The organism is Paenalcaligenes sp. DL 309 (assembly GCF_057475285.1).
Map to the genome: position 1 here is coordinate 150416 of NZ_JBYBKW010000002.1, position 24364 is coordinate 174779.

Genomic DNA, 24364 nt, shown 5'->3' on the forward strand with positions numbered 1-24364 from the left:
CCAAATAGTTTTAAGTAAACGACATGATGATTTAATCTATGGCAATATCTGTTCATAAGCCACCTCTCAATCGTCTTCAGTCATACCTCACCTTTTTTGACAACAATATCCATTATCTTCTCAATCACTATCTCTCTAATTTCTACTGGATAGTTATATCTACGTAGTAATACACGAATAGTATTTTTCATTTTAGATTGAATGGATTCACGATCTTGCCAATCTACAACTATAAAATCAGATATATTCTTATTAACTTGCTCAGAGAGCATATTAATCTGATTGGAATCAACGTCAAATCCCTCAGCTGTTAGCAAGAGCATCTCAAAAATTAAAGTTGTGTACTCGGCTAAAGTAGTAACTTTCAACTTTACAGTAGACAAATCCTTAGTAGGGGATAATGGAGTCGGCTTAGTAGGTTCTGATAGCCGCTTTTCACGCTCCGTTTCTGAGATAAACACATTACAATAGTCAGCAGCTCCTATCAAATCAGGAAATAAACTAGCATGATGTACATTCATACGACGCAAGTATCTTAAGCAACCTTGTTGATCTTCATTTTTTATATAGACCTTACAAATATACTTAGCCATTTCTAGTGCATCTTCACCAATTTCCTTTCCCTCTCTACTTGCTTCTAAGTTTTCTAACTGATTAGCTAAAGAGTCAGCTAGCTTATTTTCAATAGTTGCATCAAAAGGAGAGAAAGTAAAAAGACCTGCTTGATTTACCAAACGACCATGATCATCTTTTTTTGGTTCAAAAACACGTATATCAGGACATAAATTATCGTCGGAAATAAATGTTTTGTTAAGAATATAGACTGCTCGATATGGGTTGTTAATTTCCTCTTGTTGATCCTCTTCAGCAAAAGCAAAAAATAAAGCTACATATGGCGAGTAAGTCCAGTCCAGTAAAGGTGTCATCAATCCATGATGTTGGCCTATGGACCATAACTCATCATCTTCTGGTCCACCATCAAGTAATGAGTGGTCAGCAATCCTTCCACGAATTGCTTTACGAAACATTGCTAACTGTCTATCCGCAAGCCCCTCATCAATAATTCCATTTGAAGTCACACGAGCCAATGTAGGAGTCATCGCCCAATCATAGCGACGATGCCCACGAAATATAAGTTCTTCAGGAGTATGACTGAAAAATGAACTTTCCAAAAGTTCCGAAAAACTCTGCCAGCTTTCTATTCGAGTAACGGGAATTCGAGCACTAACTGAGTCAGCTGTTATTTCGAAACTTAAATCTAGCTGTTTTTTATTCCATAATGGAATTTTTTCCCAATACACAGAATTTGAACTCATTTTTTTATCTCATAATCTAATGATAACGAAAACTCGCCGGAGAGTAGTCTTGGCAATAAAGCATCTCTTACATTTTCAAGCGTCTGGTTTTCCACCTCGTTTTTATACTGCTTTGTTAGTAATCTAGAAACAAACTCACCAAAACTTACTGTTAATATATTATCTGGGACAACCACCTCCTTAATAACAAAGTCTGGCCAATGCCCCTTGTACTCAACAAAGCTCTGTTTACCGAGAGTCGCAAAGTAAAGCCAATAAATATTGACGGACTTCCCCTTGAACGGTAAAACATTCTGAATCGCACTAAAGTCATGCATAATCATACGCATATAGCACGTGTGGTTAGCAAAAACGATTACTGGATCATCAGAACTTGCTAACACTCCGGGCTTATCATCGTGATACCCAATAATTCCGGATCTCCCTTGATCAAGTACAGGAATAGAGCCTGACTCAGAAGCCGTTTTTTGAGAATATCTTTTACCAACAGATAGCCGTTGCACCAAGTCTTCTATTCGACTTGTACGCCACCCCTCCGGAATCTCCCCCAATTCACTCTCCACCATCGCCGCCGGAAACAATTCCGCCGTCGCCCGTAACTCCGCATACTCCTCAGGCTTCTCTACTTCAAACACAGCCAATTCCTCTGCATTTTTACTAGAAATCACCTGCATCGCTGCCAACAACGCCTCTTCTTCTGAACCACCCGCTTCTAGTACGTCTATTTTGGCTTTTACCGGGTCGAAATCGACGAACCAGCTTTTGAAAAGGGCTTGGGCGATTTGTTCGAGGGTTTGGTTGATTTGGTGGTTGAGCTCAATTTTGCTATCAATAGCAGACAAATGTGTCGAAATAATTGCTTGCTGAGTTAATGATGGAGCTTTAAAAACTATCTTCTCAAAAAGTGACTTTTTAAGTATTGGTGTCCTTGTGGCTGTTGCACCCAAATTAAAGATTTCGTCACGCTTGGATTTCAAAACATAATATAGATAGTCAAAATTAACTGCTTCCTCATCAGGAATAACCACATTAATTTGTTGATTCGCAGAGGCTAACTGCTCAACAATCGCTGACTTCCCCATCTGCCAGCCAATACAGGAAACAACTATCGCCTTTTCGAACAAGTATCGTCTCTGTATATTTTCCCCCTCTACTGAAAGAGTTCTAATGGTCGAGGTTATTCTTTTCTGATCAACCATATCTGTTGGTGTAACGAAGAGGGTGCTTCCATTGAAATAACGATCTTCAGTTCCGGGAGGGGTCTTTCCTGTAATAATTCTCGCAATATCTTTAAGAGAAAATTGAGTCCATTTAGAAGTCATATCCTAACCCCCCCAAATTCCTCTTAATCTCAACCTCTAACCGCTCAGACTCCACAAACTGCTCACTCAGCAGCGTCGTTAACCGCTCCATCTTCTCCGCAAACGGCTCCCCATCATCCTCTTCAGCTACAGCCCCCACATACCTCCCCGGCGTGAGGACAAAGTCATGCTTTTTCAGCTCATCCAAGGTGACCGACTTACAAAACCCCGCCACATCCTCATAGCCCTCACCGCGCTGCCACGCATGATACACATCCGTCACCTTAGCGATGTCTTCAGCCGTGAAATCCCGCAACACCCTATCGCGCATAAAGCCTAAGTTGCGGGCATCAATAAAGAGCAGTTCGCCTTGGCGACTACGCTTTTTCTGGTCACGCACTACACCATTTGCTTTGTCTTTCGTTAAAAACCAAATACACGCAGGGATTTGGGTGTTGGTGAAGAGCTGACCGGGTAAGGCAACCATGCATTCCACTAAATCCTCTTCCACCAAACGCTGACGAATCACGCCTTCGTTATTGGTGTTAGAACTCATAGAACCATTCGCCAATAACAACGCCATACTTCCCGTAGGCGCAAGGTGATGAAGCATGTGCTGCATCCAAGCGAAGTTGGCATTACCTTTAGGTGGGGTGCCGTATTGCCAACGTACATCATCGGCCAGAGACTCATTCCACCAATCCCGAATATTAAACGGTGGATTGGCCATCACAAAGTCAGCCCGTAAATCGGGGTGTTGGTTGTCTAGGAAGGTATCGGCGTTTTTCTTGCCGAAATTAAAATCAATGCCACGGATGGCCATGTTCATCGCGGCCAGCTTCCATGTGGTGGGGTTAGACTCTTGGCCGTATACCGAAATATGCTTACGCTGCTCTTCAGGATCGTAATTTTGCTCTTTGGCGTGTTCTTCGATGAACTTATCACTCGACACAAAGAAGCCTCCGCTACCCATGGCCGGATCATAGACACGACCTGAATACGGCTCTAGCATCTCCACAATTAAGGTCACGATACTTTTTGGCGTGTAATACTGGCCACCCTGCTTACCCTCAGCTAGCGCAAACTGGCCTAAGAAATACTCATACACATGGCCCAAAATGTCTTTGCTTTGCAGCTGTAGCCGCTCACCTTCAAACACGGGTCTAGTGAAGGAGGTATCGGAGAAGGTATTGATTAAACCGATGAGCTTATCGTTATCCAGCTGATACTGACTAATGCGATTCAAGATGCCTTTGAGCTTAGCGTTACTTTTTTCTATTTCTTCTAGCGCATTATCAATTAACCACGACACCGAGCGCAGCTTCACCTCATTACCGGCTTCGTCTTGCCAGAGCACCGTACCTATAGGGAGTACCGCTTTTTCCTTCAACGTATTCCAACGCGCTGCCTTTGGCACCCAGAACACATTGGCCTCACGGTAATAGTCCAGTAGCTCTAGCTCTTCTTGAAGGGCTTGCTGGTATTCCTCATCACTATCAAAATCATCTCGTGGCAAGTAATAGATATTATCGTCACCGTCTTGCTGAAACAGCCCTAACAGTTCCTCTTGGCGTTCTTCAAAGGCATCAGAGACGTACTTTAGGAAAATCAGCCCTAACACGACGTGTTTATAGTTGGCTGCATCTAGGTTGGCTCGTAGCTTATCGGCGGCTTTCCAGAGCTTATCGTCTAGCTCTTTTAAAAACTTTTGTTCTGTATTACTCATCTCGTATCTCTTTGCGTATTTATTTGGTGACGATTCATCATAGCTCGTTACACCTGAGGGCTGACTATGCCTCATTCTAGCCGTTATTTACGGGCAATCAATTTTTGAGAATACGAATTGACCATTAGCACAAATAATTTTCAACCACATTACCCCTATGGTATGGAGCTAACTGTGTAGAAACTTCCAATCGTCAAAAACTATTTGATTCACACAAGTATTTTATTACGAATTCCTTGGATCACTGCATTTTACTAGCCCTATCACTTTAGGTTTTAGATGTTATTAAAAGAGTATGACTGGTAAGACTAAGGGGTGTACCAAACACCCCTGATAGATACCACCACTATCTAAGACCTATTTACTCACTGTAATCACTACGAGATATAGGCCATGACACATACACAATCACCCATACAACTTAACGCTACGATTAACCCAAATAATCAACGCAGACTAAGCACCTTGATCGATAATCTTTTTAAGGACTACTCAAAGCTATTAACCGTACGCGTTGACTTCTATTTGAAAAATGATTTTGATGAAATTCACACCTACGAGTACATGAACCAAGCCTTTGAAAGGCTTAGAAACAATCTACGCTTTAACCGTATATTTGAGCACTACATTACCTACGCAGCCAAACTGGAATACGGCGAAGACAGGAAGTGGCATTACCATGTGCTGTTTTTCTTTGATGGTCAATACGTAAAAAATGATTATCTACTTGCCAAGGCAATTGGTGAGTATTGGGTCAGTACTATTACTCAGTACACGGGTGCTTACCACAGCCCTAACATGAACGTCAGCAACTACCACACCTTTGCCATGGGCATGATTCAATACCATGAGGCTCAAAAAATAGAAAATCTTAAAGCTGCCGGTAGTTACTTAGCGAAAGAGACCGTCCTGTCTCCTAACGAGCCTATGTTCGATGCCGCAGGCAAACGCTATCGATCTTATAGGCAGGGAGAATACAAGCCTAAAAACAGCCCTTCAGGGCGGCCTAGACTGTATAATGCAGGCATCTAACCCCATGTTAAAATAACTAAATGGAACGCTTCTACTCTTTCCCTAATACGGCTAAGCACTACCACCGCTTTACCATAGACGAAGACATTAAATGCCACGCCGACTACAGTGCAGCAAAAGCGGGATGTGAGGAAGCAGCGTTTCGTCTGGTGAATGACTTAGCACATGACTTTTTAGACTCCCTAAAAGGGGCTTTTCCTCAGGGAGTGCATTATGTATCGCCGTATGCTCAAGAAGCCACAGGTGATAACGCCATACCTCTTTTGCTATCACTGATGGCTGCTGATACCTTAGATGGGTATAGTGATACCGATATTGTTCAGCTGCAGAAGGTTTTTCATACAGGCGCAGATCCCATGGAGCGCCTACTACTCAGACCATCCTTTGAGGGCAAAGTAGAACGTGGCAATAATTACGTGTTGGTAGATGATGTCACCAGTATGGGTGGTACGCTCGCTGAGCTAGCCAATTACATTCGACTAAATGGTGGCACCGTCCTCGGCAGCATTGTGTTAGTGAATGCTGGCAGAGACATCAATTTCATACCAGTAAAAAAACACCAACGACTTTTGGAGCAACGCTTTTATGACGAAATCAGACAACTTTTTGGTATCCACGTCTCAGCACTCACCGCAAACGAAGCCAGCTACCTTGTCGGCTTTAGAACCGTTGCAGAGATCAGAAATCGATGCGCTAAGGCAAAAGAAACAACGCATCTCCGCTTATTATCAAAAGGTATTAAGTAAGCAGCGCAAGTGATGGGTGGGGTGTGATACTGGCGTGAATGAACAATTTTATGCGGATGAAAAGGCAATAGTAAAAAATAAATGGCCGCTACAGCTGCTACGTAGCAATTGTAGCGGTTGATCTAACCTATAGAATCAATGAAAACGAATCGCTAAGGCTTTTATTATTGAGTTGATCTAGGGCCAGTTCTGCCATTGTGGGTTTGGAGACGGCCTTTCACTTCCCCCATGCAACTTATTTACACACTCTACGAGCTCCCCATAAACAACCATATCAGGTCGATTAACAATCTGTATATAAGCTGGCTTAGCGTGAGGGTAATAGTCTAACTTTCCCTTGCTGCACAAATAACCTATAGCTAACTCTAAATCAGCCTTTTTTCTGAGACTGTTAGGCCCATACTGCTGAAGAAATCTCCTAGAAAGAGTCGCATCCAGTTGGTAGCCCTCACCTTGAAGCCAGCGTAAAAGTCGCTCACCGCCCTCTTGCGCCCGCTGAGCAACTGTTTTTTCACCAAACACACGCAGATACTCGAATAAATAAAAAACTGCTAATTCACAAGCAGCCTTCGCTATTTCAGCATTAATCTCAGGCTCGTTGAGACCATATTGATATACATGCAGCAAAGCTGCAATTCGAGCAGCATTATTTGGTGCTTTAGAGCCTGCATCATTAACACTTCTAAACTGACCTTCCACGCCTAATCTCAATTCCACCCATTGAGAAAACCCTCTCATGACTTCTCCTGCTTCGGGACTAAAGACAACCACCCTAGACTCGGCATTGTTTTCTAGGTAATTCTGCACCTCATCCTGTAGCTTCTCAATACGCGCATGAAATTGATTTAAATATCTTTTGCCACTATTTGCTCCGGCGTTGGTTCTTGCTCCCTGCAACGACTGAGGCTGACTAATCAGAAAACGGGCAAAAAAACCTGACTCTTTAAATGCAACCTGCTTGCTCTTCGCTGCCTCAGAAAACACTGCAGACTGCATCATTATAGATATAGTGAGACATCCTCCAATAATGCTAGAATCGCCAGATTTTCTAACTTGAACTAAATCACTACCATCCCAAATCTGATTTACATTACTAGCAAACTCCGCACCCTTATGTTTAAAAAATTGCCCGGCATCATTAGACCGTAACATTTTTGAACGCCTACGGCCTGCAAGATTACTAACAAGCGCGGCAGTTGTTGTGTCAACAAATATCGTGTGGGTACTTTCACGCCGCACTGGCTCTTCTGCATACACGGTCTCTAAGTTCAACCGAGCCTGCTGCTGTGCCTCATCACCGTTTCCTAGAGCTTTACGTAGCTCTTTTTCAGCTTTCTTTAGACGCTCCTTCCATTCAAACCGCCTGATTTTCAAACCCCTATTTTCTTCTTCAGCAGCTTCTACCTGTTGCATCTCTCTTATTAAAAGAGGCTCGGACACTAAATTATCAGCGCTGCTTTTCCTATCACCTGAATCAGCAATGACAGCTATATAAAGAAAAACAGGATGCGCTTCAGAACTATAAATAGGTGTAACTTTAACGGCAGCCTGAATGACCATTGAAAGCACACTTAATACCGATGCAAGTACGATTTCTAGAGCAGTTTCAACATTAGCTGCAGTTTCATAGATGGTTTGCTTTAACTCCTCAGGCAATAAATTTAAGACTGTTTCCAAGCTATTATTCCGCATAACTTTCACCCTAATTGATGATTTATAAGGTAGGCAAAAGTATCTATGCGCTTTATGCTTAGACACCTTTGCCGAATTAATGTGTTTAGTTAAACTTCTTTACTATCCAATAAAGCGCTAAACGTCACTTGCGCGTTTTGCAGCACAAGCATTAATCCATGCCTCAATCTCATCAACTAGCCATCCAACAGCGGAAGCACCTATTTTGATTTGCTTCGGGAATGTAGGATCGTAACGTGGAGATTTTTTATTCAAACGGTCGTAAATGGTTGACTTAGACAACCCCACCATTTTTACAAAACCTTCTATACGAACTACCGATCCAGGTCTATACCCTTCAGCTCTTTCTTCGACTGTTTTTCCCTGATCTACAGTTAACTCTTCAGCCGCCTGCTTCAGAGTAGCGTTTTTTTCAGCACGCCTCTCGTTAAGTTGAGCTCTTGCTTTTTCTAGAGCCTCAGCAAGCTGCCTATTAAATGATGCATCGGCATCTACCTTTTTTTGACTATACTCTTTTGTTATTTCTTGCGTAAAGGCTTCGTGCTTAGCTCTACTTGTTTGATTTAACATAAATGACTCCCAAAATAAAAAGGATTAACTAAAGCGTCTTTGTGACGTCTTGAGAATCATTCTGAACCATTAAAACCAAAGCCGAAATCAGTTAACTAAGTCGATGGAGGAAATCTTGGTAAACTGTACAACATAAAGCCTCAAAATTCGTCATTTCGTGCTAATTAAAATGGAGCCGTAGACCTACTCTAAAAAGGCACAAGCCGAAATCAGAGATTTCTGCCATGATTCTTTACATAGAGAAAACCATGAAACGATCTAAATTCACCGAAGCCCAAATCGTCAGCATTTTAAAACTCGCTGAACAGGGGGCTAAGGTGACCGATATCTGTCGTGAGCACGGTATCAGTGGTGCCACGTATTACTAATGGAAAAGCAAATACGGCGGTTTAGAGGCTTCTGTCCTAAAACGGTTACGCGATATTGAAGCAGCACAACGCTCAGTGCAATCGGGCTCGCTGTCTACCTCACATGCGTGACGGTTGACACGTTTGTCTCGTCGCAGATAGCACTGGTCCGATCCTGTGCTGCGTTGTAATGACCCAGCACCTTCTACTCAGGTCAGGCTGCTAACGCATAGGCTTCTTGCAGCTCTTTTAGTTGACGCTCGTACTGTTCACTCACATCCTCAGGCATAGTCTTTAGGGCATTTCCCATGCCTGCTTTAGCATTGTCGATCCACCCGTCGATTTCTGATGGGAGCAGATCATACTGACGATTGCCCTCTGAAATAGTGGTTTTACCCTGAATGACCTCCTTAGCGATCCCATGAATCGCTGGGTAATCTGCCACCTAGTGAGTTTAAGCGACGTTTAACTGCAGAAGTCTCTAGTTATGAACTGTGCGCTTGACGGTAAGCCTACGGAGCCATATTCGCTAATTAAGGACCTTTCTTGTTTAGGCTTCTTATTTTTTCTCTGCATTTGTCACTTTTTGCTATCCAGCTACTCAGTGTCCTTGTTATATCCCTCTTAGGCGACTGCCCAAACTCGCGCTTATAAATAAGCTCCATCTCAGGCAAAATAGCTTCAACCGCTTTAGGTGTACTTGTCCAACCCTCTGGAGGACATCTATCCATAAAGACACCATACATCTGTCTTCTTATCGAACCATATTTCTCATTACGTTTTGCGACATTTTTTCTCCCTGTTTCAGAAACTCTCTTCGCCCTTCGCTCTAGACCATAACTACCAGCTGCAGCTAGCTCATCACACCCCTCACATAAAGCACTAGCTTTATTTATAGCTTTTACCGCCTTTATAACCTCTCTTTCTTCAAGTAATGCAGTAGCGTATAAGCAATTCAAGGCCCCTCTTAAGAGGGCATAAAGCATAGAGCCATACGTAATGACATTATCCTCAGAAAGATCGCAGGTCTCAATTGAAGACACCAGAAGCTGAGTATCTATCTCATCTATCTCATATCCGGAATTCATCAGTTTTTTAGCAATTTCACACAAATCTTCGTAACTGAATTCCTTTTTTTTACCGCACCTATCACAACTTTCAGAATTTCCACAATCACAAGACCCAAATACTACGGTAAACCAATTACCATTCACTCCTTTCTTAAGCTCAGAGTACACACAATCATCATAATAAAGACGGTAATACTCATTAAGCTCGATACAAGTACTAGCTAGCCGCTCATGAATTTTGTTTATTTGCTCAACACTATTACTCATACTAGTCTTTCTATTTACACTTTTGATTCGAATAAATTTGGCCTGTGACACACCAAACCACAGCGGCAGTATAACGAATATGACAATAATTAGCCTTCAAAAGGCAACACTATGAAAGGCTGCCTGACTATCTAACACCACCCCATCTCAACCAACCACAACCAAAACCAAATGGCACACCAGATGGCACACTAGCGTGAACTAGAAACAAAAAAACCCTTGAAAATCAAGGGTTTAAATATAAACAATGGCGGCCCCAGCAGGAATCGAACCTGCAACTATCCCTTAGGAGGGGACTATTATATCCATTTAACTATGGGGCCAAAAAACGGTGACGAGATAAGTAAAGTTTAAAATTATAAACGCTAACTGCATTTCACCGCAATGCAAAATATAGGCAACCAATGGCTAACAAGGCCGCGGTATAATAATATATATTTATCAAACTCTTACCTAACTTAACGCTTATGTCTGCACAATCACCCGTTTTAGCTACTTATGAGCTATTTTTAGCCGATGAAAATGCAACTATACAAGTAGCCCAACAATTGGCTAATCATATTTCACCTGTAAATGCTACTGTACATCTTTATTTAACTGGTGATTTGGGTGCTGGAAAAACAGCCTTTACACGCGCTTTTTTAAGAGAGTTGGGTGTCAAAGGTCGTATTAAAAGTCCTAGTTACGCCTTATTAGAAAACTATGAAGTAGCGGGCTTAAATATGTACCACCTTGACTTTTACCGCTTTAACTCTCCTGAAGAATGGGTAGAGGCGGGTTTTCGTGATATTCTTGAAGAGGAAAGGGCTGTTGTACTTATTGAATGGCCTGAAAAGGCGGGAGGTTTATTGCCGCCGCCAGATCTTTATTTAAACTTTTATTATCAAGACGAGGGGCGTCGGCTCTTTATTCAAGCACATAGCAACAAAGGAAAAACATGGCTAAAGACACTCAAAACAAACAATTAGAGGCGAGTGCCGTACGCTCAAACCGACGTCGTTTTGTGGCTTCAGCAACGACGCTACTCGTATTTCCCATCGTACCTCGTATAGGCTTTGCGAACTCCAATAACATTGTGGCTGTACGTACTTGGCCCGCTGATGAGTATACCCGCGTCACCTTAGAGCTAGACCGTGAACTTATTTCAGAGCATTTCACCTTAGATAACCCACACCGGATGGTGGTAGATCTAAAAGGCATAACCATCAATACAGTACTCAAAGAGCTGGTATCTAAGGTACGTCCCAATGACCCATACATAGGTAATGTACGCGTAGGCCAATTCCAACCTGATGTAGTGCGCTTAGTCTTAGACTTAAAACAGCCCATCGCCCCGCAGGTGTTTACGCTCAAGCCCATTGGTGAATACAAATACCGGTTGGTTATTGACTTGTACCCTCGAGTGGCCAGAGATCCGCTCTTGGCCCTACAAAATGCGGATGACACAGACCCTTTAGCTTCCGTATTAGAACAGTTAGCACAATCCCAGCCTAATGTACCTGTGCCAATGGTACAAGGGCAAAAAACACCCAAAACCGCACCGGCTCCTGCACCCACTACCGCTCTGCCAGACGTAAAGTCCAACCCAGCTAATAGGCCTATTCTTATTGCCTTAGATCCTGGTCATGGTGGTGAGGACCCTGGGGCTATAGGTCCTGGCGGCACACGTGAAAAAGACGTAGTGCTACAAATTGCACAGCGCCTAAAAAAGCTCATTGATGCACAACCCAATATGCGCGCTTATCTAACGCGAGACCGCGATTTCTTTGTGCCTTTAGGGGTGCGTGTACAAAAAGCCCGTCGCGTGCAAGCCGATTTATTCATCTCTATACATGCTGACGCCTTTATTAAGCCCAGTGCAAGCGGTTCATCGGTGTACGCTCTATCACAAACTGGCGCTACTAGTACGGCCGCCAAATGGCTTGCCAAAAAAGAAAACGAAGCCGATCTGATGGGTGGTATCAATATAGGTACCCATAATAAGCAAGTGGCCCAAGTACTCTTAGATTTATCTACCGCAGCACAAATTAATGACTCTGTGCGTATGGGGTCCAGCGTATTATCTGAAATAGGTAAAATCAACAAACTACATAAACGCCAAGTAGAGCGCGCGGGCTTTGCCGTCCTAAAAGCCCCCGACATCCCTTCTATCTTAGTAGAAACCGCTTTTATTAGTAATCCTAACGAAGAAAAACTACTGCGCAGCCCAGGTCATCAAGATAAAATTGCCCGTGCTATGCTCAATGGCATCCAAGATTACTTCAAGTCTGGAGCAGCCCTAGCACAACGCAGCTAAACACAAAAACCTCTGGCGGCTGTTATTTTTTTCGGCTAGAAAAAAAGCGCCATAATACGCCGCCGGCCACAGGCACGGCGGCAGCACCTATGCCCACTAATACAATAGTGCTGAGATGATCCCTGATAATAGGCACATTACCAAAGAAATATCCCAAGGTAATTAAGCCAAAGATCCACAGCGCCGCCCCCACAAAATTATAAAACTGAAATAAGGCAGCTGGCATACTGCCTACCCCTGCTACAAAAGGCGCAAAAGTTCTAAACACCGGTAAAAACCGTGACAAGATGACGGTTTTACCGCCGTGCTTAGCATAAAACTCTTGCGTTTTAATAAGTGCTCTTTTATCTAAAAAGCGTGATTCGGTATTAAAAACTTTTGGCCCTATATAGCGACCAATATGGTAATTAACCGTATTGCCTAATACTGCTCCTACAAATAAAAGCCCTGCCAAGAGCACCGGATCGAGTAAACCCGTAGCACCAAAGGCGCCCGCAATAAACAGCAACGAATCACCAGGCAGAAAAGGCAATACCACTAACCCCGTTTCCCCAAAAATAATCAAAAACAAAATCAGATAAATCCACGCTCCGTACTGCTCTACCCAAATTCCTAGGTACTGATCTATATTTAACAACATGGTTAATGCTTCTGGCATGACATCCCTTTTGTATGCATTACAATAATGATTAAGAGTTAATTAAGTGAAATTATGACAGCTTATAAAGCCATCCAACCCCTGCCTTCTGTTTTAGTTAGCCAAATTGCTGCCGGCGAGGTAATTGAGCGCCCTGCCTCCGTACTCAAAGAGCTATTAGAAAATGCCTTAGATGCAGGCGCCCAAAACATAGAGATCCGCTTAGATGGCGGAGGTATACGCCGTATTGCTGTGACGGATGATGGTCACGGCATGCCTAAAGATCAACTGGTGCTCGCACTCACACAGCATGCCACCAGTAAAATCACCTCTTTAGCAGATCTAGAATCGGTAAACTCTATGGGTTTTAGAGGTGAGGCCTTACCATCCATCGCCTCGGTGACTACACTTAGCCTACGCTCTAGAACGGCTCACGATGAGCACGCTTGGGAGCTACACGCAGGCCAAGCTGAACCCCAGCCTAGCGCTGGTGCGGTGGGTAGCACCGTGGATGTACGCCAGATTTTTGACCATATCCCAGCACGACGTAAATTTTTACGCACTGAAGGCACGGAATTTGGTCATTGTATTACGGCTGCTGAGCGTATTGCTCTGGCCTATCCAAAGATAGGTTTTAGGATATATCATAATAATAAAGCTAGCCGCCATTGGCCTGCGGGCACAATCCAAGATCGCATTGTACAGGTTTTGGGCACCGAGTTTGTAGATCAATGCGTGGGCGTAGAGTCTACTCACGATCTGATACGTTTGGAAGGCTTAATAATACGCCCTGCCTTTGCTAAATCACGTACCGATCAGACTTACACCTTTGTAAATGGCCGCTTTGTTCGTGATCGTGTGATGACAGCAGCCATACAAGCAGCCTATAAAGATGTACTACACGGCGATCGTAAACCGGCTTATGTGTTGTATTTATCCATAGATCCCAACACCGTAGATGTGAACGTACACCCGGCTAAACACGAAGTGCGTTTTCGTGATTCCGGTGCTGTTTTTTCTTTCGTACAAAAAAGCCTACAGGCTGCCTTAGCCGAAAATCAGGCCGAACGAATTCAAACCGAACCTATAACCCCTACATCTTTATCGCAGCTTCACCATCAACCTCAGCACCAACAAACGAACTTCTCCTACACCACTCCTACTCCAGTCTCTTTAGCGGCACCTAAGACAGAGCAATGGCAAGATTTTTATGCCCCCATCTCCGCATCTACACCTAGTGTTCCCTCTACACCCACCTCTCTACATGAACATGTAACACAAGCTGCCAATGATTTACCTATGGGCATGGCACTAGCTCAGCTACACGGCATTTTCATCTTATCGCAAGTCAAAAATGGTCTCATCCTTGTGGATATGCATGCGGCTCACGAGCGCGTGGTGTATGAAAAACTTAAAACCGCCATGGATGCCCAAGGCTTACCCATGCAAGAACTGCTTGTGCCTGTGGTTTTTAACTGCTCTGAGACAGAAAGTGCCTTAGTAGAAGAACACCAAGAGCGACTAGAGGCCTTTGGTTTAGTCATGCGCCCCGCTGGTCCTACTTCTGTTGCGGTGCGCGCCGTCCCTGTATTACTCGCTAACGGCGACACCGAGGCCTTAGCACGTGATGTATTAGCCGACTTAGCCCGCTTTGGCGGTTCAAGTCGTTTAGAAGCACAACGCAACGAGCTGCTATCCACTATGGCCTGTCATGGCTCTGTACGAGCCAATAGACAGCTCACTATTACCGAAATGAATGCCCTACTACGTGAGATGGAACAAACTGAACGGGCTGATCTTTGCAATCACGGTCGCCCTACTTGGTTTTATTGGAGTATGGGAGACTTAGACAAGTTATTTCTACGAGGTCAATAACCATAACCATGACCACTAAGCAAAAGCCTACAATTATTTGCCTAACGGGCCCCACAGCAGCCGGTAAAAGTGCCTCCACCCATGCCATTGCCGCTCGCTGGAATATAGAAATCATCGTCATGGATTCGGCCACTATCTATAAAGGCATGGATATAGGTACAGCCAAGCCCAGCGCTGCAGAACAAGCGGCTATACCTCATCACCTATTAGATATTCGTGATCCGGCCGAGAGCTATTCAGCCGCCCAGTTTGTGCATGACACCGAAAAACTGATTGATGAAATACAGGATCGTGGTAATCACGTACTCCTTTGTGGTGGCACGCTACTGTATTACAAAGCCCTACGCGAAGGTTTAAGTAATTTACCCGTCTCCACCCCCGAAATACGTATCCAGTTAGATGCAGAAGCAGCTCAAAAAGGTTGGCCAGCCCTGCACGCTGAGCTCAGCACTATAGACCCTGAGACGGCGGCACGCTTAGCCCCTACTGACAGCCAACGCGTACAACGCGCCTTAGAAATTTATCGTATTAGTGGTAGAAGCATGTCGGCGTGGCTACGTGATGCGCCACCTAAGCCGCTATTTGATAGGCAGTACGCCACCATCAGCCTAGAGCCCACTGAGCGCCAACAACTCAGCCCACGCATTGCACAGCGCTATCATCAAATGATTGAAGTCGGTTTGGTGTCTGAGGTTGAAAGACTGTATGCACGGGAAGATCTACATGTTGGGCTTCCTGCAATACGTAGCGTAGGTTATAGACAGATCTGGGAATACTTAGACGGGAAAACTAACCTAGGAGACGCTGTAGAAAAAGCTATTATCGCCACGCGGCAACTGGCCAAACGACAAATGACATGGCTGCGCGCCATGCCAGAACGTCAAACTATTAATTGTATGGATGCACAACGCGTTCACCATGTGGTGGACCTCGTTGCGCATCTTTGGAAATAACTTTGAATTATTTAGGCAATCACTACAGCAGGCTCGGTATCAACACGATTTACCACTTTCCCTAATTGGTATACGGTTTCGCCCTGCGCGGTAAGTGTGGTTGTGATAGCAGCAGCCTGCTCAGCTGGAACCACGGCAATCATACCTATGCCGCAGTTAAAAACGCGCCACATTTCTTCGTCAGACACATTACCGTTTTCTTGTAACCACTGAAAGAGCACTGGCATAGTCCAAGAATCACGATCAATGTGAGCGGCGGTGGTCTTCGGCAAGATGCGTGGGATATTTTCTAATAACCCCCCACCCGTAATATGCACTAAACCTTTAATGGCTTCCTCATGTTGGTTAAGAGCTGCTAGCACTGATTTAACGTAAAGACGCGTAGGAGCCATCACCACATCAACAAAAGGCTGACCGTCTAATTCATCTGTGGGTCGTACATTGGCATGTTTTAAGATTTTACGAATGAGTGAATAACCATTTGAATGGGCACCACTGGAGGCTAAACCTAAAATCACATCACCCTCAGCAATGCTTTCACCCGTAATAATTTTAGACTTCTCTACTACTCCTACGGCAAAACCAGCTAAATCGTACTCGCCATCTGGGTACATACCCGGCATTTCAGCAGTTTCACCGCCAATTAATGCACAACCTGAAAGTTCACAACCTTCAGCAATCCCTTTCACTACATTCGTAGCTGTCTCTAAATCTAGTTTGCCACAAGCAAAGTAATCCAAGAAATAGAGAGGCTCAGCTCCTTGTACTAAGATGTCATTGACGCTCATAGCCACTAAGTCTATACCCACTGTATGATGGCGCTGCCACTCAAAGGCCAAGCGCAGTTTAGTACCTACGCCATCTGTGCCTGAGACTAACACTGGCTCACTAAGGCCTTTGGGCAACTCGAACATGGCACCAAAACCACCTAAACCAGCCAAAACACCAGGGCGCATGGTACGTGCGGCTAAGGGCTTAATGCGGGAGACCAGCTCATCGCCAGCCTCAATATCTACACCGGCATCGCGGTAAGTCATAGAGACAGATTGTTTATTTGTCATGAATAAAGGCCTAAATAACGCCGTAAAATGAGTAAAATTACTAAACGCCCAAATTGTACCGCAGCTTTGTATAATTAGCCCATATCCTCGTTTCTTTTTTGTGAGCCCCCATGTCATCCCCTCAGTATCTTGCTTTGTTTGACTTAGATCACACCTTACTGCCACTTGATAGCGATTATCAGTGGGCTGAATTTTTAGCCCGTTCAGGCCGAATTGGCGACCCTGTAAAAGCCCAGCAGCGTAACCAGGAGCTGATGGACAGGTACAATGAAGGCAATCTTAGCGCCGAAGAGTCCTATGCTTTCATGTTGGGACTGATTGCCAACCAGCCACTAGATACCTTAATGCAATGGCAAGCTGATTTTATGCAAGAGGTGATTTTGCCTGCTATTACTCCGCAGGCCCGCGAGCTAGTAAATGAGCACGTTAAACAAGGTCACCTTTGCGCTCTGGTGACTGCCACAAATGAGTTTGTAACAACTCCTGTAGCCAAAGCCTTTGGTTTTGAGCATTTAATCGCTACCATTCCTGAAACTAAAGATGGCATGTATACCGGGCGTCCTCATGGTGTACCTTCTTACCAAGAAGGTAAAATTACACGTGTAGATCAGTGGCTCCATGAGCTAGGTCTGAAGCGTGATCACTTCGATAAAATCTGGTTTTATAGTGACTCCCCTAATGATCTACCCCTAATGGAGGTAGTTTCCCACCCGGTTGCCACTAATCCTAGCAACCATTTACGGCATATTGCCCTAGAGCGAAACTGGCAAATCATTGATTTATTCGATGATCTTCTAGACGCTAAATCCTAATTGACTGCATGCTAAAACAAACAATAAAAAACTTCGTTTCCCGTTTATTTAACCAATCCGCACCGCGCCCTACCGGCCCAAAACGTCTTGCAGTAGAGCAGCATCACATTGATAGGCGGTTAGTATCACGCCACGCGGTAAAGGTATGCGAAGTTTTACAACAACACGGCTTTGAAGGCTACATCGTAGGTGGAGCCGTGCGTGATTTAATCGCCGGCCTAGAACCTAAAGATTTCGACGTATCCACAAATGCCACCCCCGAGCAAATTCGCCCGCTATTTAGACGGGCGCGCATTATTGGTAGGCGTTTCAAACTGGTGCACGTGGTTTTTGGGCGTGAGATTATTGAAACCTCTACGTTTAGAGCCGATGGTAAAGATGAAGACATCACAGATAATCATGGTCGCCTATTACGCGATAATGATTACGGGGAGCTTAAAGACGATGCTAAAAGGCGTGATTTCACCCTAAATGCTCTGTACTACGACCCCACTTCTGAAACCGTTATCGACTTCCATAATGGTTTTGATGATTTGAAAAATCGTATAGTACGCATTATAGGAGATGCGGAAACTCGCTATAGAGAGGATCCGGTGCGCATGCTACGTGCTATGCGTTTTGCAGCCAAATTAGACGCAACCATAGATCCAGACACGCACGCACCTATTGCTACTATGGCTGAACTCATCGCGAATGTACCTGATTCTCGTTTATTTGATGAAAGCATTAAACTCTTAGGTTGTGGGAATGCCCTCATGTGTTTAAAGCTGATTCATGCTGAAGGACTACATTCACATTTATTTCCTTTAATGGATGAGTTGCTAGCTAATGAAGAAGACTTAGACTTTGTAGAGAAAGCCTTAGCACGTACCGATAGCCGTGTGCGTACAGGTAAAACCATTAGCCCAAGTTTTTTATTCGCCTCTCTGCTTTGGCCGCAAGTACGTAAAAAATGGCTAGCTTATCAAGCGCAAGGCCAACACGGAGCGCAAGCCATTGCCTCTGCTAGTGATGAGGTACTCGCCATCCAAGGGCGTGCCATGCCAATCCAAAAACGCTTTCAGTCTGATATGCGTGAAATTTGGTTTACGCAAACGCGTTTTGCCCGCGTAAATAATCGCGCTATTTGGCGCATGGTAGAGCAGCCTCGTTTCCGCGCTGCGGTGGACTTTTTACAGTTACGCGCTGCTACAAAAGAGGTCGATAGCGTAGAAGCCCAATGGTGGATGGACTTAGCTGATGCTAATACCGATAAACGCGCTGCACTCATTGAAGAGCGTACGCCGCCTAAACGCAGCAGTCCCGCTAAACGTTCTAGATGCAGACCGCGTCGTAGGCCACGTAAATCAACCAACGGAGAGAATAATTAATGCCTACTCCTGTTATTGCATATATAGGTTTAGGGGCTAACTTAGGTGACACCATCAGCACCTTATTAAACGCTTGTGATGCCCTACACGCCTTACCTAAAAGCACAGATGTTTGTATATCTGGCTTTTACCGTAGTGCTCCGGTAGGTGCCGACGCTGAGGGGCCCGATTATGTTAATGCCGTTGCGAGTCTAAAAACCCAACTGAACCCACACGAGCTACTCGCCCAGTTACAGCATATTGAAGAAATCCATGGCCGTGAACGTAGTTATAAAAATGCGCCTCGCACCTTAGATATGGATTTACTACTCTATGGTAATGAGAAAATACATACTGAAGACCTAACTGTGCCACACCCACGCATGCATTTGCGTGCCTTTGTACTACAGCCCTTAGCTGAGCTTAACCCGCACATTAAGCTCGCAGAAGGCTCTTTAGAAAAACTGCTTGAAGCTTGTTCAGATCAAGATATACAGCTATTAAATTAACCATAACTCGTTACACACTTTCTTAAAGGATAGATTTATGAAAACAACATTTCCCTTAAAACGCCTTTCAGCCGTAGTATTACTAGGCTTATTAGCCGCCTGCTCTGATAGCGACGACAAAGCCACCGCACAAACTCCTGTAATCTCAGAAAACACGGAAGTTGCCGTGGTTGAAAGTGCAGACAAAGACGGTTTAGACGCACGTTTTGTAACCATTGCCACAGGAGGTGCCTCAGGCCCTTACAACATTATTGCCACGTCTTTAGCTGAAATTTATAACAAAGCTTATGGCGTAAATTCCAAAACCCAAACCACTGGTGCTTCAGTAGAAAACATCAACCTGATCAACCAAAATAAAGTGGAAATGGCTTTCTTAATGAGTGATGTACTCAGTGATGCCATTGCGGGTACCGGCAGCTTTCCAAATAAAATCGATAATGTACAACAAGTCGCGGCCCTCTACCCTAACTACGTACAAGTGGTGACCTCCAAAAAATCCGGTATCAAAACACTTGATGACTTACGTGGTAAACGAGTAGCAGTGGGAGCCCAAAACTCAGGCGTAGAAGTCAACGCTCGTAACCTACTAAATGGTCATGACATTACTTATGACGATATTAGTGTGGACTACTTAGGCTATGCGGAAGCCGCTGATGCGCTTAAATCCGGTAAACTCGACGCGGCCTTCCTAACCAGTGGCTTGCCCAATGCCTCACTCATGGAACTAGAGCAAGGATTTGACCTACAGCTAGTCACCATTGAGCCCGAACGTATTGCAGATATTGCCAAAGATAAAGCCTATTTTATCTCTTTAGAAATCCCCGCTAACACCTACGGTAATGCTGAGCCTGTACCTACTGCGGCCATTATGAACGCATTAGTCATTCGCTCAGACGTTAGTGAAGCAGACGGCTACAAGCTCACAAAAACCTTCTTTGACAATCTCTCCGAGCTTGAAAACTCACACCAAGCTGTGAAAGACGTCTCACTAGAAGCCGCTCAAGAAGGCCTAGTGGCACCATTACACCCTGGTGCGAAGAAGTTCTATGATGAGCAAAGCAAATAGGTTTCGCTCAATGAGGCATTGGCGTATTGTTAGTGCCTCATTATTATTTTTGGCTATAATTAGCCTCTTATTTTTTAGACCTGTGATGCTCACCACTATACAATTAGGTGAGCATCATTGTTTTTTTACTCAACCGCAGTTTTCACTATCCTGGCAACACTCTGTAGAAAAACAACCTTGGTTAGAACGCTATACGCGCCGTAAGCACGATTTTTTATTGCTAGACACGCAATTCAAAGCCTTTGGCGCAGGTACACCAGATCAAGGTCAGCTACTGCCAGCCCCTGCTGGCTATGTACGCATTGCTGTGCAGCAACCAATCGCTCAAATCAGTTGGGTCGTTTCTAATAATGTGCAATCCACCTTATGGCTAGACAGCCACCCTATATCTCTATACACATGGAGCACTGATTACGATGCTGCCGAATTTCAGGTGCAAAAATGGCCTTGGTGGAAAACCCTCTTAAAGGATCAATGTGATGACTACGCGCTCAGACTCTGAAGCAAACGTGCTAGAAACCACAGCCCAGCAAGAAGTGCTGGAAAAATTTGATAAAAGCTCTTTAACCCGTCACGTAACTAATAAAAGCGTTGCTTTATTTATTTATGCAGTGGCGGTGTGTTATTCGCTCTTTCATCTTTATATTACTTACAATCCCATGCCTGAGCTGTTGCAGCGTGCTGCCCACGTTAGCATTGGTTTGGTGTTGATTTTTTTGCTCTATCCAGCAAGAAAAAGTTCCAGCCGCACTCAAGTCAGTCTTATTGACTGGGTTCTCGCCTTTGCTTCGGTGGCTTCTTTGGTTTATTTATTCAGTGAATATCAAGCCATCGTTACCACTCGTGGTGGTATTCCAAATGCTTGGGATATTGGTTTTTCCATTCTTACCGTAGCATTGGTATTTGAAGCCACGCGCCGCATTATGGGGCTTATGTTACCCGCCTTAGCCATGGTGTTTTTGATTTATCCTTTCATCAGTGGCTACAGCTTCATGCCCAATAGGCTACAAACTAGGCCTTTTGATTTGGGAGACATCTTTGGGCAGATGTACTTAAAAACAGAAGGTTTATATTCTTCGGCCATTGGTGCTTCGGTCACTTTTATCTTCTTGTTTATTTTATTTGGTGCTTTTTTAGCCAAATCAGGCATGGGGCAGCTGTTTAATGATCTGGCCTTGGCCTTGGCCGGTCATAAAAAAGGCGGTCCAGCTAAAGTAGCGGTCATTTCCAGTGGTTTTATGGGTAGTATTAATGGTACTGCGGTAGCCAACGTAGTGGGTACTGGCGCCTTTACCATTCCTTTGATGAAAAAAATTGGTTATAGCCGTAACTTTGCTGGTGCTGTAGAGGCCAGTGCCTCCGTGGGCGGGCAAATATTACCCCCTATTATGGGTGCCAGCGCCTTTATTATGGCCGAAACCACCGGTGTTAAATACAGTACTATTGCTTTAGCCGGTTTATTGCCAGCGTTGCTATATTACTTAGGGGTGATTGCACAGGTGCATTTCCGCGCGGGCCGCGATGATCTGCAAGGAGTGCCCAAAGATCAGCTGCCTAAAGTCAAAGAAGTGCTTAAAGAGCGTGGGCATTTGTTACTGCCTATTGTGGCTTTGGTGGTGTTTTTGTTTAGATCTGTGCCAGTAAGTTACGCGGCCTTCTATACGATTTTAATCACTATTGTTATTAGCTCTTTACGTAAAACCACACGTATGTCATTAAAAGACATTGTGGATGCGCTTAATGATGGTGCCCGTCAATCCTTATCCGTGATGGCAGCTTGTGCCATGGTGGGTGTCATTATTGGTAGTGTGAGTCTCACCAGCTTTGGGACAGTGATGACCAGCTCCATTATGAGCATTGGTGCCGGGTCTTTATTTTTAACTCTGTTTTTCACCATGATTGCCTCCATGATTCTAGGCATGGGGTTACCGTCTATTCCAGCGTATATTATTACTGCCACCATGGCGGCGCCGGCCTTAGCCGCTTTTGATATTCCTATCTTAGTGGCACACATGTTTGTGTTTTATTTTGGTTTATTTGCCAATATTACACCACCTGTGGCCCTAGCCTCTTTTGCCGGTGCAGGTATTGCCGGTGGGGATCCAATGAAAACTGGCTTCCAGTCGCTAAAGCTGGCATTGGCTGGTTTTATTGTGCCGTTTTTATTCGTTTATAACCCGGCCATGCTCATGATAGATGTGGACGGCGTAGCCACCACTGCTCGCACTTTTGCTCTCCCTAGCTTTTGGTCTATAGTCTCTATTACTGCTACCTCAATAGTAGGGATTATTGCGCTCAGTGCTGCCGTAGAAGGTTACTTAAAATCCTCACTGTCTTGGTGGATGCGTATTATTTTCGCTGTAGGCGCTCTTTTCCTCATTGTGCCAGAAGGCAGCACAGACCTGGTCGGTGCCGCCATTTTAGCGATTGCGGTCGCCCTACATTGGCTTAAAAAGTAGCGCAATGACCGCCTGAGGGCGCTTGACCTGAACCTACGGCAATAATAGGAGCCTCATGCCGTAGGTTCACCGGTTTAGCACTGTGCCAATCCCACACAAAAAACCCAATCAATACTAGCCAAAAAATAATAATACGCACGGCAACGGGCTTTTTTGCTTTCGTCATAATTTTTTCTCCTAATGCTTAATAACCAAAATGACGACGCAATCGTACGCCAAACAAGGAGCCCATAAAGGCCATAGCTACCCAAATCCAGCCATGCACACTACCCGTAGAAATTCCACTCACCATCGCACCTACATTACAACCAAAGGCCAAACGGGAGCTGTAACCCAGTAAGAAACCAGCAATAATACCTATTACCCACTGTTTAGCGGTTAAAGGATTGGTATCCCCTGTTTTCTTACGCGCGGCTATCCATAATGCACCGGCTAAAATGCCAATATTGGTAATAGAGGTTAAGTCTAAAAATACTGACTGTTGTAATGCTGTGGCATTCACGGGCTGGCTCCAAAACACATTGGTAGCGGGATCAAACAGATGCGTGGCTTGCGCTATTTTTGCTGCCCATAATCCAAAACCATACACCACACCCCATGGTTGCCCGCCTATAACCAACACTAAGACCGCCAATAAGGCCAGAACCACAGCAGCCCCCAGTAGCTTTTTATTAAATAAGGTTCTGGGTGCGGTTGCTGTTTTAGACCAACGCCATGCCGCAAAAGCAATGGCAAAGAGCCCCAAATAGGTAATAATCAAAGCACCACTGGCGCCAAATTCTGACACCAAGCCTATGGGTTGAATACTTCCCAAGCCTAACCACCAAGAAAGATGTGCTGAACCTAAAAAGCTCCCCAAAGCAAACATCGGTAATATCGCCATATTTAAGGAAATACCTAAACCGGCTTTATACAAGGTGCCTGAGCCACAGCCATCCGCAATCTGCATAGCCGCCCCAAACACCAGCGCACCAATTAACAAGCTAATGCTGGGTGGTCCTAAGGCCGCGTTTAGCTCACCGGGAAAGGCTGCCAGTAATGGCATAGAAATTGCAGCCGCTACCGCTAATAGCAATAGCTGCGCCAACATACCACTGGCATCTCGCTGATCAATTAAATTGCGCCAACCCGTGGTAAAACCAAAGCGGCCACCGGCTAACATCCCCCCTAAACCTATGCCCACTATAAAAAGCAGACTCTGTCGTATGGAGACAAACCACAGTAAAAAAGCAGCAAATAGTACAAATACCGCCCCCAATAATAATCGTTGATTCATTTTC

23 protein-coding genes, 1 tRNA gene and 1 pseudogene are annotated in these 24364 nt (G+C 44.6%); 13 read left to right on the plus strand and 12 right to left on the minus strand.

Annotation, left to right across the window (positions count from 1 at the left end; genetic code table 11):
- Window positions 1–80 precede the first annotated feature (80 nt).
- The 3 genes from AC2UZJ_RS03395 to AC2UZJ_RS03405 are packed head-to-tail and all read right to left on the minus strand — an operon-like array spanning window position 81 to window position 4343.
- On the minus strand, window positions 81–1316 hold the full coding sequence (locus AC2UZJ_RS03395; RefSeq protein WP_486948717.1) for an FRG domain-containing protein: 1236 nt from the start codon (window positions 1314–1316) through the stop codon (window positions 81–83).
- Window positions 1313–2638 carry a restriction endonuclease subunit S gene (locus tag AC2UZJ_RS03400; protein WP_486948718.1) on the minus strand — a complete coding sequence of 442 codons (1326 nt, stop codon included), beginning with the start codon at window positions 2636–2638 and terminating at the stop codon, window positions 1313–1315. The genes AC2UZJ_RS03395 and AC2UZJ_RS03400 overlap by 4 nt, the downstream gene beginning before the upstream one ends.
- Entirely contained in the window at window positions 2628–4343 is a 1716-nt protein-coding gene (locus AC2UZJ_RS03405; RefSeq protein WP_486948719.1) for a class I SAM-dependent DNA methyltransferase, read from the minus strand. The genes AC2UZJ_RS03400 and AC2UZJ_RS03405 overlap by 11 nt, the downstream gene beginning before the upstream one ends.
- Before the next feature lie 393 nt (window positions 4344–4736).
- Between AC2UZJ_RS03405 and AC2UZJ_RS03410 the strand changes: the two genes are divergently transcribed.
- Together AC2UZJ_RS03410 and AC2UZJ_RS03415 are read left to right on the plus strand one after the other, a co-directional pair.
- On the plus strand, window positions 4737–5375 hold the full coding sequence (locus AC2UZJ_RS03410) for a YagK/YfjJ domain-containing protein (RefSeq protein WP_486948720.1): 639 nt from the start codon (window positions 4737–4739) through the stop codon (window positions 5373–5375).
- Window positions 5376–5395: 20 nt separating this feature from the next.
- Window positions 5396–6121, plus strand: coding sequence for a conjugal transfer protein TraN (locus AC2UZJ_RS03415; protein ID WP_486948721.1), 726 nt, complete (start codon window positions 5396–5398; stop codon window positions 6119–6121).
- Between the two features lie 177 nt (window positions 6122–6298).
- On the opposite strand, the gene AC2UZJ_RS03420 is transcribed toward AC2UZJ_RS03415, so the two are convergent.
- Both AC2UZJ_RS03420 and AC2UZJ_RS03425 read right to left on the minus strand, forming a co-directional pair.
- A complete protein-coding gene (locus tag AC2UZJ_RS03420; RefSeq protein ID WP_486948722.1) occupies window positions 6299–7813 on the minus strand; it encodes a YfjI family protein in 1515 nt (504 codons plus the stop codon).
- A 117-nt stretch (window positions 7814–7930) separates the two neighbouring features.
- Entirely contained in the window at window positions 7931–8383 is a 453-nt protein-coding gene (locus tag AC2UZJ_RS03425; protein ID WP_486948723.1) for a helix-turn-helix transcriptional regulator, read from the minus strand.
- A gap of 248 nt (window positions 8384–8631) precedes the next feature.
- On the opposite strand from AC2UZJ_RS03425, the pseudogene AC2UZJ_RS03430 reads away from it, so the two are divergent.
- A pseudogene (locus AC2UZJ_RS03430) lies at window positions 8632–8814 on the plus strand (transposase); the annotation flags it as partial.
- A gap of 130 nt (window positions 8815–8944) precedes the next feature.
- On the opposite strand, the gene AC2UZJ_RS03435 reads toward AC2UZJ_RS03430, so the two are convergent.
- From AC2UZJ_RS03435 to AC2UZJ_RS03445, 3 genes are all read right to left on the minus strand, one after another.
- The gene (locus tag AC2UZJ_RS03435) at window positions 8945–9175 is read right to left on the minus strand and encodes a DUF1153 domain-containing protein (protein WP_486948724.1); all 231 of its coding nucleotides are present in this window, start codon (window positions 9173–9175) and stop codon (window positions 8945–8947) included.
- Between the two features lie 88 nt (window positions 9176–9263).
- Window positions 9264–10067, minus strand: a complete 804-nt coding sequence (locus tag AC2UZJ_RS03440; RefSeq protein ID WP_486948725.1) for a hypothetical protein — start codon at window positions 10065–10067, stop codon at window positions 9264–9266.
- A gap of 248 nt (window positions 10068–10315) precedes the next feature.
- Window positions 10316–10390: transfer RNA gene (locus AC2UZJ_RS03445), tRNA-Arg, on the minus strand.
- Window positions 10391–10534: 144 nt separating this feature from the next.
- Here AC2UZJ_RS03445 and tsaE point away from each other — a divergent pair.
- Together tsaE and AC2UZJ_RS03455 are read left to right on the plus strand one after the other, a co-directional pair.
- The gene (gene tsaE, locus AC2UZJ_RS03450; protein ID WP_486948726.1) at window positions 10535–11035 is read left to right on the plus strand and encodes a tRNA (adenosine(37)-N6)-threonylcarbamoyltransferase complex ATPase subunit type 1 TsaE; all 501 of its coding nucleotides are present in this window, start codon (window positions 10535–10537) and stop codon (window positions 11033–11035) included.
- The gene (locus AC2UZJ_RS03455; RefSeq protein WP_486948727.1) at window positions 11005–12363 is read left to right on the plus strand and encodes an N-acetylmuramoyl-L-alanine amidase; all 1359 of its coding nucleotides are present in this window, start codon (window positions 11005–11007) and stop codon (window positions 12361–12363) included. The genes tsaE and AC2UZJ_RS03455 overlap by 31 nt, the downstream gene beginning before the upstream one ends.
- A gap of 22 nt (window positions 12364–12385) precedes the next feature.
- Here AC2UZJ_RS03455 and AC2UZJ_RS03460 read toward each other — a convergent pair whose 3' ends face one another.
- A complete protein-coding gene (locus AC2UZJ_RS03460) occupies window positions 12386–13021 on the minus strand; it encodes a VTT domain-containing protein (RefSeq protein WP_486948728.1) in 636 nt (211 codons plus the stop codon).
- Window positions 13022–13075: 54 nt separating this feature from the next.
- On the opposite strand from AC2UZJ_RS03460, the gene mutL reads away from it, so the two are divergent.
- Both mutL and miaA read left to right on the plus strand, forming a co-directional pair.
- Window positions 13076–14875, plus strand: a complete 1800-nt coding sequence (gene mutL / locus AC2UZJ_RS03465; RefSeq protein WP_486948729.1) for a DNA mismatch repair endonuclease MutL — start codon at window positions 13076–13078, stop codon at window positions 14873–14875.
- A gap of 8 nt (window positions 14876–14883) precedes the next feature.
- On the plus strand, window positions 14884–15828 hold the full coding sequence (gene miaA, locus AC2UZJ_RS03470) for a tRNA (adenosine(37)-N6)-dimethylallyltransferase MiaA (RefSeq protein WP_486948730.1): 945 nt from the start codon (window positions 14884–14886) through the stop codon (window positions 15826–15828).
- A gap of 11 nt (window positions 15829–15839) precedes the next feature.
- Here the strand turns inward: miaA and purM are convergent, their stop codons facing one another.
- On the minus strand, window positions 15840–16889 hold the full coding sequence (purM, locus tag AC2UZJ_RS03475; RefSeq protein ID WP_486948731.1) for a phosphoribosylformylglycinamidine cyclo-ligase: 1050 nt from the start codon (window positions 16887–16889) through the stop codon (window positions 15840–15842).
- Between the two features lie 110 nt (window positions 16890–16999).
- Here purM and AC2UZJ_RS03480 point away from each other — a divergent pair, with 110 nt between their 5' ends.
- The 6 genes from AC2UZJ_RS03480 to AC2UZJ_RS03505 all read left to right on the plus strand — a co-directional run bounded on the left by AC2UZJ_RS03480 (window position 17000) and on the right by AC2UZJ_RS03505 (window position 23084).
- Entirely contained in the window at window positions 17000–17701 is a 702-nt protein-coding gene (locus AC2UZJ_RS03480) for an HAD family hydrolase (RefSeq protein WP_486948732.1), read from the plus strand.
- A gap of 8 nt (window positions 17702–17709) precedes the next feature.
- The gene (pcnB, locus tag AC2UZJ_RS03485) at window positions 17710–19071 is read left to right on the plus strand and encodes a polynucleotide adenylyltransferase PcnB (RefSeq protein WP_486948733.1); all 1362 of its coding nucleotides are present in this window, start codon (window positions 17710–17712) and stop codon (window positions 19069–19071) included.
- Entirely contained in the window at window positions 19071–19559 is a 489-nt protein-coding gene (gene folK, locus AC2UZJ_RS03490) for a 2-amino-4-hydroxy-6-hydroxymethyldihydropteridine diphosphokinase (protein WP_486948734.1), read from the plus strand. The genes pcnB and folK overlap by 1 nt, the downstream gene beginning before the upstream one ends.
- Before the next feature lie 37 nt (window positions 19560–19596).
- Window positions 19597–20625, plus strand: coding sequence for a TAXI family TRAP transporter solute-binding subunit (locus AC2UZJ_RS03495; RefSeq protein ID WP_486948735.1), 1029 nt, complete (start codon window positions 19597–19599; stop codon window positions 20623–20625).
- Between the two features lie 85 nt (window positions 20626–20710).
- Window positions 20711–21127, plus strand: coding sequence for a DUF1850 domain-containing protein (locus AC2UZJ_RS03500; RefSeq protein WP_486948736.1), 417 nt, complete (start codon window positions 20711–20713; stop codon window positions 21125–21127).
- A complete protein-coding gene (locus AC2UZJ_RS03505) occupies window positions 21105–23084 on the plus strand; it encodes a TRAP transporter permease (protein ID WP_486948737.1) in 1980 nt (659 codons plus the stop codon). Before AC2UZJ_RS03500 ends, AC2UZJ_RS03505 begins: the two co-directional genes overlap by 23 nt.
- On the opposite strand, the gene AC2UZJ_RS03510 is transcribed toward AC2UZJ_RS03505, so the two are convergent.
- Together AC2UZJ_RS03510 and AC2UZJ_RS03515 are read right to left on the minus strand one after the other, a co-directional pair.
- Complete coding sequence (locus AC2UZJ_RS03510; RefSeq protein WP_486948738.1) at window positions 23074–23250, minus strand: hypothetical protein; 177 nt, start codon at window positions 23248–23250, stop codon at window positions 23074–23076. The two genes, AC2UZJ_RS03505 and AC2UZJ_RS03510, sit on opposite strands and share 11 nt — an antisense overlap.
- An 18-nt stretch (window positions 23251–23268) precedes the next feature.
- Complete coding sequence (locus AC2UZJ_RS03515) at window positions 23269–24360, minus strand: YeeE/YedE thiosulfate transporter family protein (RefSeq protein WP_486948739.1); 1092 nt, start codon at window positions 24358–24360, stop codon at window positions 23269–23271.
- Window positions 24361–24364 lie beyond the last annotated feature (4 nt).